Source organism: Enterococcus sp. 10F3_DIV0382, from assembly GCF_002140245.1.
Lineage (GTDB): Bacteria > Bacillota > Bacilli > Lactobacillales > Enterococcaceae > Enterococcus_B > Enterococcus_B lactis.
Genome location: NZ_NGMF01000001.1, coordinates 1,042,627 through 1,064,039, shown reverse-complemented (window position 1 = coordinate 1,064,039; position 21,413 = coordinate 1,042,627). Strand labels below are relative to the sequence as shown.

The window sequence follows — 21,413 nt, the reverse complement described above, 5'->3', positions numbered from 1 at the left end:
CAGTTTTTTTATTATAGTATACTTGTTTTCACTTACTGGACTGGCCGATGATCGTTTCTGCCATAATAATTCTCGACAGTCGTTGGATGTCCTAATAAATCCCCCACTGTCGTAATGCGGTACCCTTGCTCTTGCAGATAATCGATCACTTGAGGGACGGCACGAATCGTTTCAGGATAAATATCATGGAATAAAATAATTGCACCATCGTATACTGTTGCTTGGATCTTCTGCAAAATCAAATCAGGATTTCTTGTCTTCCAATCTTCTGAATCGACCGACCATTCGATGATTGGCCGCTGGATAACACTTGCTCCTACACTTGTGATCGAACCATAAGGCGGACGAACGAAAGTGGGGGTTTTACCAGTGGCTTTTTTTATCCCAGTGTCTGTTTTTGCCACTTCTTCTGTGATCGACTGGGCAGAAAGCACCTCCAGATCCTGATGATCATACGTGTGATTGCCGATCTCGTGTCCTGCTTCAGCTGTCTGCTTCACAATTTCAGGATGTTGCGCCGTATTTTCTCCTAAAACAAAAAAAGTGGCGTGTACGTTTTTTTCTTTAAGTATTTGCAACAGCTGTGGTGTCGTGGTCGCTCCTGGTCCATCATCAAAACTGATGGCAATACTTTTGACAGTTGGATCTTGGACAGCTTCTGTACTTTCTTGTGTTGGTTCTGGTTCAGTTGATTGACTTTGTGTTGATTTCACTGATTCTTGAGTGGATTCATTGACGCTAGCTGTTTCAGTCGACTTGTTTTTATTCGTTGATTGTTCTGATTGTTTGAAAGATTGTGATGAGCGTTCCGATGAAGTTACTTTTCCTTTCTCTTCGCTGATCAATGATGCGACCGAAGTGACTTCGAAAAATAAAAGCACGGATAAAGCAATGATACTGATAACTAAGTAATTTCTTTTCACTATATCTCTTCTTTCTCTTCTTAATTACTTACTTGAAAATAACTGTAAAAATTTGAAACTGCTAGTCGCAACTACTTCTCGCCTAATGATCCAAATAATTTTCCGATGCCAAAATCGTTTTTGTCACGGACTTGGGAATGACGAATTCTGGTGTTCCCATATAACCAGGAGCAATTTCATATTGAGAAAAAGTCAGAACTAATTGATGCTCTTTATTCAAATAAAAACTTCGTGTTGGTGTAACAAGTGTTGGTTTTTCTATCGTTCCTTCTTGAATATCTTGTTCAGTCCAATAGTACTTAGACGGATCTTCCTTGACTTGTTCGGCCATTTGCCGCTTGACTTCTTTTGTCAAAACAGATAGATAGGTGTCATCTTTGAATAACAGCGGAAGTGAGAGCTGGACACTGTTTTTCTTGTCGATCGTGTCGTATCTTTTTTCAACGTGGCTATCCGCTGCTGTTTGGGTAATCTGTCTTTCGATCACAAGAAACCGGTCATCGTCTACGATTTTCTGATAATCACCCAGAACTTGGTAATGATCCGTTTCAAGATTTCCATATTCTTTTTCAGCTTTTTTAAAATCTGCTTGTCCTTCGTGAAAGTATTTTTGGTTTAATCCATGAATCGTTTTGTTTTCTTTCTCATTTTGAGTATGGATCTTCGGTACTTGAATATCTATTTTTTCAGATTGATCAGTAAAACGTTCACCTAAGATCAATTCAATGACTGATCCTAAAATTGGCAAGTCTTCTGCAAAGCTTCGAACTTGACTATTAAAAAGGAGACTACTTGTTGTAATCATCACGATAGCCAAAGATACTACGAACCCTTGGAGGCGTCTTTTTCTCCGTCTTGCTTTTATGAATGATTGCTCTTCGATAAGAAAACGCTGGCGGATCTCCTCTTGAAGCCCTCTTGGAATTTCTTGTTCTTTATAAGTTTTCTTTAGTTTTTTTAACTTTTCTTTTTGAGAATACATAGCGGTCTTCTCTCCTTCATTCTAGGATTTGACGTAAAACATTCAGTGAACGATACATTTTTGTTTTAACTGTGTTTTCGTTCATATCTAAGATAGTCGCAATTTCTTTCAAACGAAATCCTTCAAAAAAGTAAAGGATCAGAATCTCTTTTTCCGGACTGTCTATTTTATCTAAAATCATATGAAGTTCTGCAACGGAAGTTTCTAAAGGTAATTGCTGCGGGATATCTTGAATTTCAAATAAGTCAACAGGTGTCCTTTTTTGTCTGCGCCAACTATCTAATGCCGTGCGGATCAATATCCGGTAAAACCATGCACTAAAATGCTCGATTTCTTTTTCTTTTTCAAAATACTTCAGTGCTTTATGGAAACTATCTTGCATCACATCTAAGGCCTCTTCTTTATCATGTACGTAATTCATCGTGATACGGAACATTTTTTGATAATCAGTTTCGATGAGTCCATTCAGCAGGTGACGGTATTTTTCAATCTGCCGTTTTTTCTTATATCCAGTAAAAATCATTCTCCACTCCTTTCCGCCTCACTTAATATGACGTACAAGGTACGCTAAAAGTTTCAATTATTTTATTTTTTATGTATTTACTTTGAATTTTTATATACAAAAAAGAAGGTGTGACAAAAATCATGTCACACCTTCTTATTCTGATAGCTTCAACGTCTCTGTTGCAACCTCTGATACACGGTGTTCTAGAAGTAGCTTCTTCGGAAATAAGTGGAAATTTCTTGAAGTTGACCACTTCCGTCACAGCCTCTACAGTAAATGATGTTTATTCTTTTTCAGAGTCAGAAAATTCTTCCTCTTCATAGTCTTCATCATCATCGTCTTCGTCTATGATACTTAAATCTTCTTCGATATTCCCAGGCAAGTCTTCTTCATCATCTGTTGGGTCATCTGCTCCAATTTCTTGCAAGTCAGAATTATAAGCAGCGATTTCTTCATCATCATCGTCATCAAACAGATCATCGTCGTCTTCTTCTGTCAGATCTGTATCTTCTGGGTCATCGTCATTGTAATCGATCGCGTCTTCATCATCATTGATAAAGGCGTTGACTTTCTTGCGTTTACGGCGACGCGGAGTATCTTCATCCTCTTCGTCCATTCCATGGTTTACTTCTTCATCGATCGAATCGATAGCATACCATGAACGCAAGCCCCAACGATTATCCCCTAATGAGATAAAGCTGCCGTCAATATTCAAGTCAGTATAAAATTGTGCGAGTGAATCACGAATTTCACTGTCTGATTTACCAAGATAGTTTTGGATTTGGTTGGCTAAATCAGAAAAATCCATGACATCGCCACGTTGTTCTAAGATCGCGTGTGCTACTTCGATCATTGATAATTCGCTTTTGTTTGCACCTTCAAATACACTAATTTCCAATCAGGACACGTCCTTTCACAGTCTACTCCTTATCATACAAAATCAGACACAAAAAATCAAACTTTTCTTTTATATTTACGCTGTAAAATCCAATGTCAAATAATATTCGCCGATTTTTTCTAGTCCCATGAACAAATCATAATCGATCCGAACCTTTCCTGCTGTGGGACGGTCTTTCAAACTTACATGCAGTTCTTTCGTAAAGGTAGCAATCTGAATCATACCGTATGGTGTTCGGTAGGCTGTTTCTAACCGTTCTTTATAACCAAATTTCAAACGCATTCGCATTTCTCCTGCACGAATCAGCTGTACATGACCATCTGGAACTAATTTGATCGTTACAGGGATTTCATCGCCTGTTTCCTCTTGCATCTCTTTATACCGTATGTACAGCGTATCGCCAATCGTCACCATTTGCCCTTTCAAATCAAAATAAAAATCTTGCACTTCCCCTTGTTGTTTCACTTTTGTACGCAATTTGATCGAAATCGGTGTTCCTTGTGATAATTCCATTCTTCATTCTCCTTTACTTCTCATAGCTACATTGTTCCTAGTTTCTTTTGTTTTGTCAACCAACTTGTCCATTTTTACAGAAAACCTTTTTTCCAAAACAACTCCTTGAATTTAGAGTATAATATTGTAGAAAATATGAATTTATAAAAAGGAGCCGGTTGAATGAACCCTGCGATTCGACTAGATCAGCACATTTATCAAAAAAACGACTTTTCCCCTTTCGCATTAACAGATATATTAACGGAATATTCCAAAGAACACCAGCAGATCTTTTTGCATTTCTGGCAATATGACTGCACCGTCATCTTAGGTATGAAAGATGTTCGGACACCTTTTCTTAGAGACGGGATCCAAACACTGAAAGATGCAGGTTATGCTCCGATAATCAGAAACTCAGGTGGATTAGGAATCGTATCAGACGAAGGGATTTTGAATATTTCTTTGATTTTCCCCCAGAATGACAAAAAAAAAATAACCATCGATGAAGCTTACGAGCAAATGCTTCGATTGACTAAATACGCCTTTCCTAAGGCACCGATTCAAGCATTCGAAATCACCCATTCTTATTGTCCTGGAACTTATGATTTAAGCATCCATGGCAAAAAATTTGCCGGCATCGCTCAGCGTCGCATCAAAAATGGGATTTCTGTTATGATGTACTTAAGTGTCAACGGTAATCAGGAAAAGCGCGGGCAAGTCATGAAACGATTTTATCAATCTGCTTTAAAAGAAGGCTTTGGTACAAATGGCTATCCTGCAGTTGATCCTGCCACAATGGCAACACTTGAAGAACTGCTTGACCATCCCCTTCTCGTAGAAGAAGTCAAAGAAGCATTTGCAAAAGCTTTTGAAAAGCTGTATTCTGCAAGTGATTTACTGGATTCTACCGACTGGCTAAAAAAAGAAATCCAGCTGGAGCAATGGAACAACCAAATCCAGAGAATGGAACAACGCAATAACATAAAGGAGCTACAATATGACAACCCCTTATAAATATCAAATGCTGCCTATGGAGAAAGTTTTTCGTGACCCAGTCCATAACTATATCCATGTCCAGCATCAAGTAATCTTAGATTTGATCAACTCGAAAGAAGTCCAACGTCTGCGACGAATCAAACAATTAGGCACTGCTTCTTTCACTTTTCACGGAGCAGAACATAGCCGTTTTACCCATTCATTAGGTGTTTATGAGATTTCAAGACGAATTTGCGATATCTTTTCTCGAAATTTTCCAAAAGAAAAGATAGGCAACGGAGGCTGGGATGATCAGGAACGGCTGGTAACTTTATGTGCGGCACTATTGCATGATGTCGGTCACGGTCCTTACTCTCATACATTCGAGCACATCTTCCATACGAATCACGAGGCTATCACTGTAGAGATCATCACTTCTCCAGAAACAGAGGTGTATCAGATCCTTAACCGAGTAGAAGAAGGTTTTCCTGAAAAAGTAGCGAGCGTGATCCAAAAAACCTACTCTAATCCGCAAGTTGTCCAAATGATTTCTAGCCAGATCGATGCAGATCGAATGGACTATTTGCTTCGGGATGCTTATTTCACCGGAACGGAGTATGGAACATTCGACCTTACCCGAATATTACGTGTGATTCGTCCATATGAAGGCGGGATCGCCTTTTCCATGAGCGGCATGCATGCAGTGGAAGATTATATCGTTAGCCGATATCAAATGTATGTGCAAGTGTACTTCCATCCTGTTTCCCGTGGTATGGAAGTGATCTTGGAGCATCTGCTTCATCGCGCGCACGAGTTGTATCAAGAAGATGCCAGCAGTTTTGAACTACACTCTCAACTACTCTTGCCATTTCTTGACGGAAGCTTTACTTTAGAAGAATACCTCAAACTTGATGATGGGGTCTTGGGTACTTACTTTACTCAATGGTCTGAATCTGCTGATCCTATTTTAAATGATTTAGCTAAACGTTTTTTGAATCGTAAACCACTGAAATCCGCCACTTTTTCTGGCAACCGAGATTCAAATTTGATTCAAAAACTCACTTTGTTAGTAGAAAAGGTCGGCTATAACCCTGTTTATTACACTGCTGTCAACTCTAGCTACGATCTGCCTTATGATTTTTATCGCCCAGAACAAGGCAGACATCGTACGCAAATCGAGATTTTGCGAAATGACGGAACTTTGATAGAATTATCACAGGTTAGTCAGCTTGTTGCCGCTTTAGCGGGACAAGAACAAGGAGATGAGCGATTTTTCTTTCCAAAAGAAATGGTTGACCCATCCTTGCGTGATCATTATGATTTATTTGATGAAACTTATCAAGAATTTGCCAGCCATATCCGTAATGGCGCATTGATTGAAATAAACTAAAATATATTGGAGGAAATTATGGCTATCAAACTAGTCGCTATCGACATCGATGGTACTTTATTAAATGAGAAAAGAGAAGTAACAAAAGAAGTAAAAGAAGCGATTGCCGCTGCTGTTGCAAAAGGGGTCTCAATCGTTTTATGTACTGGTCGCCCCTTACCAGGTGTCCAAGAACAGTTAAACGAGCTGGACCTTTTTCAAGATAATGATTACGTTATTACTTATAATGGGGCACTCGTACAACAAACAAAATCAGGTAAAATCATCGCCCGTCACGGTCTGACTCATGAAGATTTTCTAGAAATCGAAGTGATGGCACGCCGTGTTGGCAGTCATCTCCATTCGATTGATGACAAAGCAATCTACACACCTAATCGAGATATCAGCGCTTATACGATACACGAAGCAAGCTTAGTCAAGATGCCGCTAAAATATCGAACACCTGAAGAAATGACACCAGACATGAACATCGTCAAAATGATGATGATCGACGAACCAGAAATTTTAGACGCAGCAATTGCACGTTTACCGCAAACTTTCCGTGATAAATACACAACGGTCAAAAGTGCACCCTATTACTTCGAAGTACTAAATAAAGAAGCAAGTAAAGGTGCGGCAGTTGCGAATCTTGGACAACATCTTGGTATTGACCAAGATGAAATCATGGCTATAGGGGATAACGAGAACGACTTATCCATGATTGAATATGCTGGTCTAGGAGTAGCTATGGGAAATGCCGTTTCTCTTGTCAAAGAAGCAGCAAATGTCATCACTTCATCGAACGACGAACACGGTGTAGCTGAAGCAATCAAAAAATACGTTCTGTAATAAATAAAAAACTGAGAGAAAGCTGGTCTACTCGCTTTCTTTCAGTTTTTATTTATTATTTTTTTCGATCCATCTCTCGACTGCCCATCGATGGCTGCCACGTTTCAATTTATCAAGTGCTTCTCGAGGACTGACCCACCAGATTTTATTGGTCTTTTCTGTGGGTTCTCCTATACGCTTCCAAGAATCAGCAGCAAAGAAATATCCTGGATTATAGTAATAAGTTGCACGATAATTCGAGTAAAAGTACTCATCTGCTTCTCCCAGATAGAAAGCAATTTCTGCCGCAATCCCCATTTCTTCTATTAGCTCACGAACGATTGCTTCTTCTTTCGTCTCATCTCCTTCAATTTCCCCGCCAGGAAGAAAAAAAGCACCATTTGGAGCCTCGATTACTGCAATCTGCTGATCTTTTTCTATGACGATATATGCTGCATAACGGGTTTGATAATCAGCAAATTGCTTTTTTTCACCAAAAATTGGTTTATCCATGAATAGTTTCCACCTTAACAGTTTTATTTTCTATCCATTTTACATGAGAAATTTCTCATGAACAAGCACAAATCAACTATTTCCTTACTTCTTTTTGTTATGATTAAATAAAAGGAAAGGGAGAGATGAATCTATGAAAATGGCTCACACATGTGTTCGAGTGAAAGATCTTGAAGCATCAATCGAATTTTATCAAAAGGCATTTGGTTTTGAAGAAAGCCGCCGCCGTGATTTTCCAGAAAACAAATTTACACTTGTTTATTTGACACTTCCTGGGGATGACTATGAATTAGAGTTGACTTATAACTACGATCATGGTGCCTATGATTTAGGAAATGGTTATGGTCATATAGCTATTGCAGCTGATGATTTAGAAAAATTACATGAACAGCATAAAGCTGCAGGTCTTGAAATTACTGACTTAAAAGGATTACCTGGCACTGCGCCTTCTTACTACTTTGTCATTGACCCTGATGGTTATAAAATCGAAGTCATCCGAGGCTAATAAAAAGAAACTGTGACAAAAATCTTGTCACAGTTTCTTTTTTTCGAATAAACGATGTTCCAGAAGTAGCTTCTTCGGAAATAAGCCGAAATTTCACAAAAATTTGAGAAGTAATTTCCGTAAATTCCTTCTTATTTCTTGAAGCTGCCTCCTTCTGTCACAACCTCTATTTATGTTATCCGCATACTTTATCCAATCATGACACTTTCTTCTGGATACTTGTATTTTGATTGAGTTCTTTGTGCTTTTGTCATCAGAGAGAAGACCACAGTCAATACCCCAACTCGTCCAATGTACATAAGCGCTATAATGATCAATTTCCCTATTGCAGTCAAGTCTGGCGTCAATCCCATCGTAAGTCCTACTGTTCCAAATGCAGAAAAGACCTCAAAAGCAATATATTCGATGCCAGAAGTTTTAGGTATCGTTTCAGTCACTGATAAAATCATGATGGCGACTACACACAGAGTCAACGTGATAAAAAACAACGTGAGTGCTCGCAACACTGCGCCTTGACGGATTGTACGGCCAAATGCTTCCGCTCTCGTACGTCCTTTAAGCATCGAACGCATCTGGATCAGCAACACACCTAACGTAGTTGTTTTCAATCCGCCGGCAGTCGACCCAGATGTTCCGCCAATGTACATCAAAAACATCGTTAAGATCAGACCGGCATGACTCATATGGAGGTAATCAACTGAATAATATCCAGCCGTTCTAGGTGTTACACTCATAAAAAAAGTATTTGCCAATCGTTGAAACATATTCCCTTCCACTAACGTTGCCCCATTGTGTTCTGTGAAAAAGAACACAACGAAACCGCCTAATAAAAGGGTACCTGTAACGGTTAATGCGATTTTTGAATGAATCGTCATCTTCTTTTTCTGATGATATTCCAATAAGTCACGCCAAACGATAAAGCCTAATCCGCCAGAAATGATCAAAGCTGATACCACCATGATCAAATAGACATTTTGCTGGTGATTGGCTAAACTGTCTCCTAACAAATCAAACCCTGCATTACAAAAACTAGAGATTGCGTGAAACAAACTGTACCAGATCCCTTTCAGCCAGCCAAATTCAGGCACAAATACAAAAGATAAAGCAACCGTACCAATCAATTGAATCACAAAGGCCAATTTCAGGATGTAAAGCATGAGCTTCATCACACCTGATACTTCTTCTAGATTTAGCGCTTCTTTTAATATAATACGTGTGCTGAGACTGACTTTTTTCTTTATCAATGCAAAGCATAGAATCGGAACCATCATAAAACCAAGACCGCCGATCTCAATCAAAAGCATGATCAAAAACTGACCAGCACTGTTCCAATGTTCTGCTGTATTCAATGTCGTCAATCCCGTCACGCAGACGGCAGAAGTTGCAGTGAAAAGCGCATCGATAAAATTTGTCCCATGCCCACTATTACTAAAAAATGGCAGGGTAAGTAGGCCGCCGCCAACTAAAATCAGGAGAAAAAATCCTAATGCGAGAAGCTGAACGGCCGGCAAGCGTTTCTTTAATTGTTTGTTTTGTTTAATCATCGTTTTCCTCTTTTAAAAAAGGATACCACTTAGTCAGTGGTACCCATATTTTTTACTTTGATCAACCTTGTTACTTCTGCGCGCTCGTTTTCTTCTAGCTTCATACGAATATAATAGATCGTTTCTTCTAATTGAGGAATCGTCATATATTCTAATGCATTGACTCGTCGACGTGTCTTTTCGATTTCACTCGCCATCAGCTGACAAGTTTTTTCGATTTCTGTCAGTTCCAAAAGTTTTGGAAGCAAGGTAGTAAAGCGATCGATTGACCGATCCAGTTCGGCACTGGAATTCAAATACCCGTATTCCAAAGGGGAGTCTGTCAGCTGTTCATCATATTCAAAATTCATCACAGGTACTTTTACACTCATGATATTTTTGTCTACAATAGATAAAGCAACGTTTTCCGCCGGCAAAGCAAACAATTCTTCGATGAAAGGTTCCGTGATCGAAGCATTTGCCAATACAAAATCAGACATTGCTTCTGTCATAGACTCTTCCATTTCTTGACGCAGTTGGTTGTTCTTTCGAATCAACAGGATGAATTGACGCATCAGTTCATCTTGCTTATCTTTTAATAATTTATGCCCTCTTGTGGCAGTTGTCAACTGTTTTTTCAATCGGGTCAATTCCATGCGAGTCGGATTCACATTCAATCGTGCCATCAGAACTCACTTCCCTTCTGGCAGATATTTGTCCAGCATGTCGTCTTTGATTCGTTTTAATTCGGTTCTTGGCAACATCGATAGCAGTTCCCACCCTAGATCAAGTGTTTCAGTAATCGAACGGTTCGTGTGGAATCCTTGATTGACATATTCTTTTTCAAACCGCTCAGCAAACTTCGCATAGATCTTATCTACATCAGATAAAGCAGATTCTCCTAAAACTACGGCTAATTCTTTTGCCTGTTTTCCTTGTGCATAGGCTGCAAAAAGCTGATTCATCGTAGCCGCATGGTCTTCTCTTGTCTTTCCGGGTCCAGTTCCTTTATCTTTTAACCGCGAAAGAGACGGAAGTACATCAATTGGTGGTTGAATCCCACTCTTGTAAAGCTCTCTAGTCAAGATGATCTGACCTTCTGTAATATAACCGGTCAAGTCAGGGATCGGATGGGTCTTATCGTCTTCTGGCATTGTTAAAATCGGAATTTGAGTAACTGATCCTTTTAGTCCGCGGATCCTTCCTGCTCGTTCGAACAAAGTAGCTAAGTTCGTGTAAAGATACCCAGGATAGCCTCTTCTTCCTGGAACTTCTCGCCGTGCTGCAGAAATCTCTCGCAATGCCTCTGCATAGTTGGTCATGTCTGTCATGATAACCAATACATGCATTCCTTTTTCATAAGCAAGATATTCTGCAGCAGTCAAAGCCATACGAGGAGTAGCAATACGTTCGATTGCAGGGTCGTTTGCTAAATTCATGAACATGACAGAACGGTCGATTGCACCAGTTTGTCGAAAATCTTCCATGAAAAATTCTGCTTCTTCAAAAGTAATTCCAATAGCAGCAAAGACTACGGCGAAATCATCTGATGAATCAAGTACCGTTGCTTGTCGCGCAATCTGAGCAGCTAATTCTTTGTGAGGAAGACCAGAACCAGAAAATACTGGTAATTTTTGTCCACGAACTAATGTGTTCAAATGATCGATTGCAGAAATCCCTGTTTGGATAAACTCATCTGGGTAATCCCGAGCTACTGGATTGATTACTTCTCCGTTAATATCCAAATACTTTTCGGGCAGGATTTCTGGCCCGTTATCTTTTGGACGTCCCAAGCCATCGAATACTCGACCGATCATGTCTTCCGATACACCTAGTTCTAAAGGATGGCCTAAAAATCGTACAGAAGAGTCACGTAAATTGATACCACTTGTTCCTTCAAATATTTGGACCATTGCTTTATCTTCTTGGACTTCCAATACTTGTCCACGACGAATCTCGCCGTTTTGCATACGGACTTCGATTAATTCTTCATATTTGACACCAGCAACTTTTTCAACCGCCATCAATGGACCGACGACTTCACCGATCGTACGATATTCTTTAATCATTGCTCATGCCTCCTTCTGAAACGATTGTTTGCATCGTTTGCTTGATTTCACCGATAATTTGATCTAGTTTTTCTAATTCTGTTTCCGGGATATACTTGCTTCGTCCGATCCTTTCACGAATCGATACGGTACCGTCCATGATCTCACTTAAATAAGCACCTAAGGACAACGCACGCCGTCCTTCTTCACCAAAGGTCAAGATCATCTTCAACATTTTGAATTGTTTCTCTCTTGAAGTGAATGTATCGACATCATCAAAAGCATTTTGCTGCAAATAATCTTCACGAATGGATTTTGCCACTTCTAATGTCAGACGGTCATTATCTGAAAGGGAATCAATCCCTACCAAACGCACGATTTCATTCAGCTGCTGTTCTTCCTGCAAAATACGCATGCCCTCAGTGACCATGGATGCCCAGTCAGCTTGAAGGATATGATCCATGTACTTCCCTACTTCTGTTGAATAAAGAGAATAACTTTGGATCCAATCGATTGAAGGAAAATGTCTTTTTTGGGCTAAAGTCGAATCAAGTCCCCAGAATACTTTTACGACCCGCAATGTATTTTGTGTGACTGGTTCCGAAATATCCCCTCCAGAAGGCGATACAGCACTGATTGCGGTTATACTTCCTTCGCGACCTTCTGATCCTAAAGCAATGACTCTTCCAGATCGTTCATAGTATTCCGCAAGACGGGAACCAAGATAAGCTGGATAACCTTCATCACCAGGCATTTCTTCCAAACGTCCGCTCATCTCACGAAGTGCTTCTGCCCATCGTGAAGTGGAGTCAGCCATGATAGCAACGTCATAACCCATGTCACGGAAATATTCCGCAATCGTGATTCCCGTATAGATAGAAGCTTCTCGAGCCGCTACTGGCATGTTAGATGTATTGGCAATCAATACCGTACGTTCCATCAACGATTCTCCTGTATTAGGGTCAATCAATTCAGGGAATTCATTTAAAACATCCGTCATCTCATTTCCGCGTTCACCGCATCCCACATAAACGACCAGGTCCACATCGGCCCATTTTGCGATTTGATGCTGAACGACTGTTTTTCCTGCGCCAAATGGACCAGGAACAGCTGCTGCTCCCCCCTTTGTCACTGGGAAGAACGTATCGATCACTCGCTGTCCGGTGATCATCGGTGCATCAGGGTTTAATTTTTCTTTGATTGGCCGACTACGTCTGACTGGCCATTTTTGGAGCATCGTCAAGTTTTTGTCACCATTTTCAGTTTCAACGACACATACGGTTTCATCAATAGTGAACGATCCTTTTTCGATTGTTTTGATCGTACCTTTTATCCCATTTGGCACCATGATTTTGTGTTTGATAACTTTTGTTTCTTCTACGATTCCAATCACATCGCCAGCACTAACCGTTTCTCCGGCTTCTAATGTGGGTTCGAACCACCATTTTTTCTCATGATCCAATGCAGGCAATTGGACTCCCCGTCCTAAGAAATTACTTTGTGTGATTTCCATAAAGGTATCTAATGGCCGTTGGATTCCGTCAAACATTTGTGAAATGATCCCTGGTCCTAATTCAACAGATAAAGCTTCACCAGTAGAGCGAACCGGTTCGCCTGGACCAATTCCAGAAGTCTCTTCATATACTTGAATAGACGCCACATCGCCACGCATCTCAATAATTTCTCCGATAACTCCTAGATCTCCCACTAAACACATGTCCTGGATACTGGCATCAGACATGTTTTCAGCCATTACAAGAGGTCCGGAGACTTTTATGATTTTTCCAATTTGCAAAATTTCTATCTCCTTTTCATACTATAAGATATTTTGACCTACTGCTTTTTCTACGTTCTTTTGAATTTCTTCCAGCCCAATCCCTAATGATCCTTGATGGTTGGGAATCAATACGATAGCAGGTATCATTTGTTCCTTGTAACGTTCGATCGTTTCTGGGCTCAATGCTGCACATTGCTCTGTGACATAAATCACGCCATATTCATTCTTTGCCATTTCTTCAATTGCCTGGCGAACGGTCTGCTTGGTTGTACCGTAACGAACATCGAAGCCAAACAATTTGAATGGCAAAACAGAATCTTTGTCGCCAACTACACCGATCTTATGCGTCATAGACTTGTCTCACCCGCTTTCTGATTGTTTCTGGTTCGAAATGGCTTCTTTTGCCGATAACCAGTAAACGAAGGTTTTTGCTTTCTACCTCTTTTGCGTTCAAAAAGGCTAGTAGTGGCAGTGGTCCGAAAGCCTGGGTTTGTGCTTCTTGATACAATGAACTTAGATAATCATCTTTCAACTGTTCAAGCTTTACGAGATCAAGATTTCCCTCACGGATGACAGGACGCAGAAACTCAGCATAATCTGTCTCTAATAGAAAGTTCGTGTAAGCTTCCATGTCTTTATCTACAAAGTTCAAAAATACTTCTTTTTCGATACTTCCCGAACTGGAAAGCACCGTCGTCATGAACCCATATGTTCTTTTCTGCAATATTCCTCGAGCCATCGTTGTGATATTGGTCAAGTCAATAAAAGTAATGACTTCTGTCAGTAATTCTTGATATCCTAGCTTATCGGCAAGCCGTCGCTGTTCAGTCATAAACTGCCGATCATAGATCACATCGATTCCCTGAAGAATGGTAGACTCTTCAAAATAATCGCGGACTTCTCGTATACTATCCATAATACTTTCAGGGAGTTCATTTGAAACTTGCGTATGAATGGCATCCTTCAAGGTTTCTAATGAATAAAACCCATCGTCGATATACAAATGGTCCAGATTTTGATTTGTCATCTCAGCCTTTGTTAAAGCTTTCAGATTATGGAAAGTATAACGCATCGTATAGATCCAAACGATTTCAGGCTCCGGTGCTGATTCCTTTAACCAGCGAAATAGACGGCTCTGCTCCTTTAAAAGATTCTGTTCAAAGTCATATTCATATCCGTCATAGATATATGGACTGTAAATCGTGGATTTCAATATCTCACCAAGTGCTTCGACAGAATTGGTTTGAATCATCCGTTCAAATGTCTCATTGGACAAAAGTTCAAGCTCTCTTCCGCGAATCAAGGGATTTAGTTCGTGGTATTCCATACACTGATCCCTCCTTATTCGAATAATTGATTGGCAATCTCAAAACTCATCGTTCCTTGGATATCTTGTACAAGGCTGCTGAAAAGAAAATTATACTGAACTCCTTGATCGTTTATCAGAAACCCAGCTTGACCAGCAACAGATTCATCGCTTAAAACCATCGTAAATGGAAGTTCATTGTTCCATTCATCCAACAATGTCTGAGAAAGATAAGCTGCTGATTTTTCTCCAGCAATGAATGTTACTTTGCCTGTCAAAGGTAATGAATACAATGAATTTTTGATAAACTGGATTTGTTCAGATTCATCCCAATTCTCCATTTCAGCTATTGCATCTGCAAACAATCGACGTAAAAATTCCTGCTTCGCGTTCAAATTTTCTTGTCGCACTTCTACTTGTTGGCGATTCCTAAGCTGACGGTATTTTTTTTCAAGTAATTCGATTTGTTTTTCTTTTTGTTTTTGATGTTCTGTTTCGATTTGCGTACGTTTTTGTTCAAAGTTTTGATCGATCTTCATTCGCTCTTCTTGCTCTAACGCCGCTCTTTCTTGCTCTGCTGCTTCATTCATCTGAGAGATGATTTTTTCAATGGCGTTCATCTGGTTTTCCTCCTTTATGCTTAGGCATTCAATACTAATAGGAAGGAAATAACGAAACCTAAAATCGCATATGTTTCAACCATCGCAGCAAAAATGATTCCTTTTGTAGCATGTTCAGGTTTTTTCGCTAAAATTTGGATACCTGCTGCTGCAACTTTCCCTTGGGCGATACCTGAAAACAAGCCTGTAAAAGCAATCGGCAGAGAAGCGCCTAAAAAGTTCAAACCTTGTACAACTGACATATCATTTCCTAAGTTGATAAAAATCAAAAAGGCGATAACGAATCCATACAACCCTTGCGTACCCGGAAGCAATTGCAGAATCAGAGCCTGTCCGAATTTTTCGGGTTGACTTGTTGTTAACGCTGCTGCTGCCTCACCTGTCATTCCAACACCTTTAGCTGAACCGATCCCTGAAAAAATCGTCGCTGTTGCCATCGCTAATACTGCAAATACCATTCCACCATTTTGACTAATTAAGTAATCCATCATTGTATAAAAATCCTCCAATTATTTATTGTTTTTTTTCTTATGATTGATGTTGACGTATTTTTCCGCCGTTTTCAGCGGGTCAAAGGCACGTCCGCCTCCTGTATAAAATTTTCCAAAAAATTCGACATACTGCAATCGTGCGCCATGGACATAGGCACTCAACAGTGTCAAAAACATATTCAGTGCGTGTAAAGCGATGATCAAAAGGATCCCTATACTGAATCGAGCGGCTGGCGGCATGAAAGCAACTAGCATATTGAATGCCGCGCCAATACTTCCGCCTGAAATACCTAGTGCCATCAAACGTGTATAACTGACTAAATCACCGATATAACCAGTCAATCCGTAAAGATTATACGCTCCTTTAGCAGCACCCTTGACTTTAGACGGCGATTGGATAATCGGCACGATTAAGATACATAAAGCAGCAATGATTGATAGCCCCGCGCCAAGATAAACAAATGCTGTATTTTTTATCAACATGGCACCAATCAATGCAATAACGATTCCAATTAGGATTCCTTGCCAGGCAAATCCATCACTGACAGCACTCAAGTAATCTTTTCTCCTGATATTTTCCTTTGCTGCCACAAATAATCCAACCAAGATCTGTATTAGACCGAAAATCACGGATAAAATCAAAATCGTATTGACGTCATCCGTCGTAGATAGGATTGGGAAAGGCAAGCGAATGCCAAACAGTTCTTTTGGTAATGCCTGTCCGAAAAATGAACTGTAGATCAATCCCCAGATGATCGATGGTACCGAGAGAATCTCAAAGAATTTTACGAAACGTTTCATCCCACGTGGTAAAACAAGTAGTTTTTGAGCTAGTATTGTCCCAATGAGCATCAGCAATCCGTAACCAACATCTGCGACCATCATCCCGAAGAAGACAAGATAAAATGGTGTCATCCAAGGTGTTGGATCTACTTCTTCATATTTTGGCAGACTGTACATTTCAGTCAGCAATTCAAAAGGTTCGATAAGCGGATGATTTTTCAATTTAGTAGGGACTTCCTGCTGAATCTCTTCTGAGTTTGGTGTTTCGAAACTAACATATATATCTTCTTCTGATACAGTTTCGTTTAACAGATGCATCAAATTCTGTTTTTCTTCTGCATCTACCCAACCTTGCAAAACGATCAGATAAGTGGCATGGATAAACCGTTCTTTTACTTTTTCCCGTTCTGCAACGGCAAGTGTGACTTCTTCTACCCATTCAAATTCTTGGATATAGCCGCTGCACTGACCTAACGCTGTTATTATCTTCTTTTGGTGCTCGTGAACAATGGATAATTGCTGTTTGGTTTCTTGCAGTTTTTCTTTAGGATTTTGTTCATAAGGATACGTTTCTTTATTGAACCCGTATTTCCCAGCAATTTCTTCTATAGCAGCAGCTGATTTGTTTAAAGCAACATACGAAAGATAAACTTGTTTTGGCGTATAATCTATTTCTTCCATATAAACGTCATCAAGTTTACTCAGTTCTTCCTTGAAACTTTCAAAATTTGCTGCACTCACAGTCCCCATCTCAAAAAGGGTCGTCTTACTTGCATACATACTTGGAGCAATATCCAGCTGTTGCCAATGAAGAAGCCATTCTTCCTCTTCTTCTAAACAATCGCGTTTTTCAGTTAGCTGTTCCCACTTTTCTTTTAAATCAAGGACTTCTTCTAATTTATTCATGAAATTTTCTTCGGAATAATTTGCTTCCAAGTCTTGTAAGGAAAGTTCTTGACGTTTCAAATGGAGTTTCTTTTGACGGCTATCGCCGTGGTGTTGTATGAATTGGATAGCTTCTTGGATGTCTTTCAGTCGATTGCCTAAAGCGCTTAATTTTGCTTCTTTATCAATAATCGTGGTATCTGGAAAATATTTTTCTACCCACTGGTTATTTGTTCTATTTTGATACAGATCCCGGATTTCAACATTTTGGATTCCTTGTACTGCTTGTAAAATCCTCTCCTGATTTCTTTTATCTGAAATGAGGGTCACTTTTTCCATCTTAGTGACGGCCATAAGTTTCTTTCACCCTTTCAATGATTGCACCGATTGCTTGACTCTGATGCTTTTGATATTGGTCTTTCAAAGTAGCTTGCACCTTGTCTGCTTCTGCTTTCAATTTCATTTTTTCTTTTTCTAATTCTTGCTTTTCGAATTGTTCTTTTTCTTCTACCAACTGTTTCAGCTGTTGCCGATTGTTTATTTGGATTATCTCCAATTCTTGCTCTTTTTCTTCTGCATAGGTCTTCAACTGCTGCCGTAGGGTTCGGGCACGCTTCTCATTTTCTTCTTCTGCTTTTCGGATTTGTTCCAATGCTTCTAACACTTGCTTCACTTCCTTTCGATTTAAAAAAGAGGTACATGCTTTCTTTTTTCATTGAAAGTATGTACCTCTAAAGATAACTTAGTATAGGCAGGCCCCTTCAATAAAATGTCCTTCTCACCCCTTGAAGAACTAGATCCTTGAAGCTTACGCCCAACCTTTTTATTTCTGCTTACTTTTTATTATAACAAATTAAGCAATATTTTCAACTATCGTCATGAATTTCACACGAAAATTCTCTTTACAGATAGTAACACAGCAAGAACAGATAAGTATAGGGGCAAGTCTTACATAGTTTAAATTTTTTTAAATCCTTGTTACAATTAGTCTACTTTAGGGGGAATAAAAATGAAACCAATCATCGGCATTGCCGGGAATCAACTGATTCGAGCAACAGATATTTTCCAAGGAAATCAAGTAAGCTACACACCGCAGGGATTTGTGGATGCAGTTTTAGATGCTCAAGGATTGCCTCTTATTCTGCCAGTCATGTCTCCAGATTCAGCGCCTCAACTAATTGAGAAAATCGACAAACTTATTCTTGCAGGCGGTCAGGATGTTAGTCCGCAACTTTACATGGAAGACCCTCATCCAAAACTGACGGAAACAAATATTCAACGAGACCAATTCGAACAGGCATTGATTTTGGAAGCATTGAAACAAAGAAAACCGATTTTTGCAGTCTGCCGAGGACTTCAACTATTGAATGTCGTGTTGGAAGGAACACTTTATCAAGATCTTTCATTATATCCAAAATGGTCCGTAAAACACGAACAACAGCCCACTGCCCCGCAGTTTGCGACTCACGAAGTCAAAATCGTTTCGGACAGTTTATTAAGTGACCTTCTCCCTGATTCATACTTTGTGAATTCCTATCATCATCAGGCAGTCAAAGATCTTTCTCCTTTGTTAAAAGCCATCGCCTTTTCCAACGATGGACTCATTGAAGCAGTCCAAAGTAAAGATAATATGCACAAAATCCTTGGTGTCCAATGGCATCCGGAACTTTCTCATCGTGTAGATTCATCTGAACAGCGTTTATTCGATTTCTTTGTGAATGAATTTTAACCGTTTTTCTGAGGAAGTTGTGAAAAAGCTGTCCTGCATCAAGTAATAAGAACAGTCAAACAAAAATAGCTTCTCATATTTTTCGTTTGGCTGGGCTTATTACCGCAGATGCAAGCTTTTGAACACCGTGAATCAGAGGTCGTGAAATCAGCGCCCTGACCTGAGTATTAGAGAAATAAAACGGAAAAATCGCTTCTCATATTTTACCGTTTTTTGAGCTAATACCGAAGGAGACAGTGGCACGCCTTTTGTTGCAGTCGCTTTTTAGTCTATTGAGCAATGTTGGCTAGCATTTTTCTCAATCGTCCTTTCGATAGTCCAACAGCCTTTGGAGCTGAGTAATCTGTTGCTGTAATTCCATTCCTTTTGTCGTATCTCGATTAAGTTTGCGTGGGAGCTGCTGCTCGATCACTTTTTTTACATTCGTTTGATCAGATTTTTTTGCAAATTGTTGTTCAATAGGCAAGAACGGATAATGTGTCACGATTTGGAAACCGTAAGAATTGCATAGTAGTGAGTAGCCAGCAATCCCGGTTGTTTTTTGATAAGCTTTGGATAGACCTCCGTCAATAACAAATGCTTTTCCGTTTGCTTTGATCGGTGACTCCCCTTTTTTTACTTTTACTGGTGTGTGTCCATTGATGATTGCTGAACCTTCTTCTTTTGCATCGAATTCTGCCAAAATTTTTTCACTGAACCACTCTTCATCTCGCAAGTGATAATAGGGATTGCTTTTTTCGACGTGCGTATGAGGCTCTGTGAGAAAATAGCGCTCAAAAGTTGCCATTTTACTCTTGCCGAATAAAGGCGAAAATGGCCCGCTCCACGCATACCAAATCAAATCGGTCGCCAAATCTTCTTTTGCAGTCAAATCTTTTGCGCTTTCAGTTATCTGTTTTTCAAAAAATCCCAGTAATTCTTTTCCGCGATAAGATTGGTCTAATTCAAATGCTAAGAGCTGCCCCTTTTCATCTACAGGTATACAGCCATGAAACAGTACATGCTGATTATTCGTGAGATACATTCCCCCTTTTTCGATCAAAAACGTCATGTGTTTTTGCATTCTTAACGAGTGCTGGAATGAATACATCAAACTATCGATCACTTTTTGTTCCTCTTCCAAGAACTTTTTAGGATCATCTGGCTGGATCGTTTGAAAACAAGTCCCTTTCAACTCATAGAGCTGACCTTCTAAATCGATTGTTGATTCCTCGTAGTTGATTTTTTCCAACAATTTACGATCGTCCATTTTAAATTCAGGTCGTCGATCCAACAACTGATGTTCTGATTTGAATTGGAGGATAGAAAGTGCTTGATGGATCTTTTCTAATTCTTCTTGTTCTCTTTCAGATAGATCTTTCCCGTTTTTAGGTGTAAATACAGGATTCTTCTGGTAAGTTTGATGGGCAAAAGAAAATAATGGACGTAAATTTAATCCATATTCTTTCTCTAATTCAAATAAATAGTTGTAGCGTGCGGCAATCCGTAAAAGCGTCAATAAACATGCCTCAGAGCCGCAATACGCACCAATCCACAAAATATCATGATTCCCCCACTGGATATCTACAGAGGAAAAATCCATGATTCGATCCATCACTTTGGCTGCTTGAGTTCCCCGATCAAAAATATCACCCACGATATGCAAATGATCGATGACAGATTTTTGGATCGTCTGCGCAAGTTTTGTTAAAAATTTTTCTTCTTCCTTCATCAAGACAAGCTGTTCAATGATTTTTTTTACATAGTCTTTTTTCCCGTTGATACGATCATCGATATACAAGAGTTCCTCAATGATATAGCTATATTCTTTCGGCAATCCTTTTCGAACTTTTGATCGAGTGTATTTGACTGTCGTAAACCGTAAAAGATCGATCAAACGATGGATCAGCTGGGATTTATCTTGTTTTTTGTACCACTCAGTCGTCAATGCATATTCTGGATAAGCCGTAAAAATAGTGAATTGGCTAATCTCTGTTTCCGTCATTTGTTCAGAGAAAAGGTCTTTGATCTTTTCTTTAAGATTTCCTGAACCGATACGCAGAATATGATCAAAAGCAGGAAATTCGCCATGTATATCGCTCAAAAATAACTCTGTTCCTTTTGGAAGCTGTAAAATTGCTTCGAGATTGATGATTTCCGTGATGACATCTTCCGTTGTGGGGAATTTCTCTGAAAGTAAATCTAAATAGCGGTCCATTAAAACGCCTCCAAAAATTGGTATACTCAATATTATAAAGTTGTTATACACTATTTTCAATGGA

Annotated in this window: 22 protein-coding genes and 1 other annotated feature; of the genes, 5 read left to right on the top strand and 17 right to left on the bottom strand. The window is 39.5% G+C overall.

Features of this window, described 5'->3' with window-relative positions; translation table 11 throughout:
- Positions 1 to 32: 32 nt before the first annotated feature.
- The 5 genes from A5849_RS05320 to A5849_RS05295 all read right to left on the bottom strand — a co-directional run bounded on the left by A5849_RS05320 (position 33) and on the right by A5849_RS05295 (position 3,821).
- Positions 33 to 923, bottom strand: a complete 891-nt coding sequence (locus A5849_RS05320; protein ID WP_025478027.1) for a polysaccharide deacetylase family protein — start codon at positions 921 to 923, stop codon at positions 33 to 35.
- Between the two features lie 82 nt (positions 924 to 1,005).
- On the bottom strand, positions 1,006 to 1,905 hold the full coding sequence (locus tag A5849_RS05315) for an RsiV family protein (RefSeq protein WP_002308550.1): 900 nt from the start codon (positions 1,903 to 1,905) through the stop codon (positions 1,006 to 1,008).
- Positions 1,906 to 1,921: 16 nt separating this feature from the next.
- The gene (locus tag A5849_RS05310) at positions 1,922 to 2,428 is read right to left on the bottom strand and encodes an RNA polymerase sigma factor (RefSeq protein WP_002292824.1); all 507 of its coding nucleotides are present in this window, start codon (positions 2,426 to 2,428) and stop codon (positions 1,922 to 1,924) included.
- 265 nt (positions 2,429 to 2,693) lie between these two features.
- Complete coding sequence (gene rpoE / locus A5849_RS05300; protein WP_002347785.1) at positions 2,694 to 3,308, bottom strand: DNA-directed RNA polymerase subunit delta; 615 nt, start codon at positions 3,306 to 3,308, stop codon at positions 2,694 to 2,696.
- Between the two features lie 75 nt (positions 3,309 to 3,383).
- A complete protein-coding gene (locus A5849_RS05295; protein ID WP_002292826.1) occupies positions 3,384 to 3,821 on the bottom strand; it encodes a DUF1934 domain-containing protein in 438 nt (145 codons plus the stop codon).
- A 162-nt stretch (positions 3,822 to 3,983) separates the two neighbouring features.
- Here A5849_RS05295 and A5849_RS05290 point away from each other — a divergent pair, with 162 nt between their 5' ends.
- The 3 genes from A5849_RS05290 to yidA are packed head-to-tail and all read left to right on the top strand — an operon-like array spanning position 3,984 to position 6,993.
- Complete coding sequence (locus A5849_RS05290; protein WP_002313475.1) at positions 3,984 to 4,814, top strand: lipoate--protein ligase family protein; 831 nt, start codon at positions 3,984 to 3,986, stop codon at positions 4,812 to 4,814.
- Complete coding sequence (locus A5849_RS05285) at positions 4,798 to 6,165, top strand: HD domain-containing protein (protein ID WP_002308544.1); 1,368 nt, start codon at positions 4,798 to 4,800, stop codon at positions 6,163 to 6,165. Before A5849_RS05290 ends, A5849_RS05285 begins: the two co-directional genes overlap by 17 nt.
- Positions 6,166 to 6,183: 18 nt before the next feature.
- Complete coding sequence (yidA, locus tag A5849_RS05280; RefSeq protein ID WP_002292832.1) at positions 6,184 to 6,993, top strand: sugar-phosphatase; 810 nt, start codon at positions 6,184 to 6,186, stop codon at positions 6,991 to 6,993.
- Positions 6,994 to 7,041: 48 nt separating this feature from the next.
- On the opposite strand, the gene A5849_RS05275 is transcribed toward yidA, so the two are convergent.
- Entirely contained in the window at positions 7,042 to 7,485 is a 444-nt protein-coding gene (locus A5849_RS05275) for an NUDIX hydrolase (RefSeq protein WP_002308540.1), read from the bottom strand.
- Positions 7,486 to 7,618: 133 nt separating this feature from the next.
- Between A5849_RS05275 and A5849_RS05270 the strand changes: the two genes are divergently transcribed.
- Positions 7,619 to 7,990, top strand: a complete 372-nt coding sequence (locus A5849_RS05270; protein ID WP_002308538.1) for a VOC family protein — start codon at positions 7,619 to 7,621, stop codon at positions 7,988 to 7,990.
- A 188-nt stretch (positions 7,991 to 8,178) separates the two neighbouring features.
- Here the strand turns inward: A5849_RS05270 and A5849_RS05265 are convergent, their stop codons facing one another.
- The 10 genes from A5849_RS05265 to A5849_RS05220 are packed head-to-tail and all read right to left on the bottom strand — an operon-like array spanning position 8,179 to position 18,096.
- Positions 8,179 to 9,534, bottom strand: a complete 1,356-nt coding sequence (locus A5849_RS05265) for a TrkH family potassium uptake protein (protein ID WP_002308536.1) — start codon at positions 9,532 to 9,534, stop codon at positions 8,179 to 8,181.
- A 29-nt stretch (positions 9,535 to 9,563) separates the two neighbouring features.
- Positions 9,564 to 10,199, bottom strand: coding sequence for a V-type ATP synthase subunit D (locus A5849_RS05260; protein ID WP_002308534.1), 636 nt, complete (start codon positions 10,197 to 10,199; stop codon positions 9,564 to 9,566).
- A 6-nt stretch (positions 10,200 to 10,205) separates the two neighbouring features.
- Positions 10,206 to 11,582, bottom strand: a complete 1,377-nt coding sequence (locus A5849_RS05255; protein WP_002308533.1) for a V-type ATP synthase subunit B — start codon at positions 11,580 to 11,582, stop codon at positions 10,206 to 10,208.
- Positions 11,575 to 13,356, bottom strand: coding sequence for a V-type ATP synthase subunit A (locus tag A5849_RS05250; RefSeq protein WP_002313472.1), 1,782 nt, complete (start codon positions 13,354 to 13,356; stop codon positions 11,575 to 11,577). Before A5849_RS05250 ends, A5849_RS05255 begins: the two co-directional genes overlap by 8 nt.
- 21 nt (positions 13,357 to 13,377) lie before the next feature.
- Positions 13,378 to 13,689 carry a V-type ATP synthase subunit F gene (locus A5849_RS05245; protein ID WP_002292844.1) on the bottom strand — a complete coding sequence of 104 codons (312 nt, stop codon included), beginning with the start codon at positions 13,687 to 13,689 and terminating at the stop codon, positions 13,378 to 13,380.
- Positions 13,679 to 14,665: a V-type ATPase subunit gene (locus A5849_RS05240; RefSeq protein WP_002308529.1), complete on the bottom strand. Its 987-nt coding sequence runs from the start codon at positions 14,663 to 14,665 to the stop codon at positions 13,679 to 13,681. The genes A5849_RS05245 and A5849_RS05240 overlap by 11 nt, the downstream gene beginning before the upstream one ends.
- Before the next feature lie 14 nt (positions 14,666 to 14,679).
- The gene (locus A5849_RS05235; protein WP_002308528.1) at positions 14,680 to 15,264 is read right to left on the bottom strand and encodes a V-type ATP synthase subunit E; all 585 of its coding nucleotides are present in this window, start codon (positions 15,262 to 15,264) and stop codon (positions 14,680 to 14,682) included.
- A 20-nt stretch (positions 15,265 to 15,284) separates the two neighbouring features.
- The gene (locus A5849_RS05230; RefSeq protein WP_002292848.1) at positions 15,285 to 15,755 is read right to left on the bottom strand and encodes a V-type ATP synthase subunit K; all 471 of its coding nucleotides are present in this window, start codon (positions 15,753 to 15,755) and stop codon (positions 15,285 to 15,287) included.
- A gap of 18 nt (positions 15,756 to 15,773) precedes the next feature.
- A complete protein-coding gene (locus A5849_RS05225; protein WP_002347782.1) occupies positions 15,774 to 17,777 on the bottom strand; it encodes a V-type ATP synthase subunit I in 2,004 nt (667 codons plus the stop codon).
- Entirely contained in the window at positions 17,764 to 18,096 is a 333-nt protein-coding gene (locus A5849_RS05220) for a hypothetical protein (protein ID WP_002312205.1), read from the bottom strand. The genes A5849_RS05225 and A5849_RS05220 overlap by 14 nt, the downstream gene beginning before the upstream one ends.
- 99 nt (positions 18,097 to 18,195) lie before the next feature.
- Positions 18,196 to 18,243, bottom strand: a sequence feature (sodium ion sensor (DUF1646 type); this cis-regulatory element may regulate processes involved in with the transportation of sodium ions).
- Between the two features lie 189 nt (positions 18,244 to 18,432).
- Between A5849_RS05220 and A5849_RS05215 the strand changes: the two genes are divergently transcribed.
- On the top strand, positions 18,433 to 19,152 hold the full coding sequence (locus A5849_RS05215; protein WP_002308521.1) for a gamma-glutamyl-gamma-aminobutyrate hydrolase family protein: 720 nt from the start codon (positions 18,433 to 18,435) through the stop codon (positions 19,150 to 19,152).
- Positions 19,153 to 19,450: 298 nt separating this feature from the next.
- On the opposite strand, the gene A5849_RS05210 is transcribed toward A5849_RS05215, so the two are convergent.
- Positions 19,451 to 21,349 carry a fructose-bisphosphatase class III gene (locus tag A5849_RS05210; RefSeq protein ID WP_002316434.1) on the bottom strand — a complete coding sequence of 633 codons (1,899 nt, stop codon included), beginning with the start codon at positions 21,347 to 21,349 and terminating at the stop codon, positions 19,451 to 19,453.
- Positions 21,350 to 21,413 lie beyond the last annotated feature (64 nt).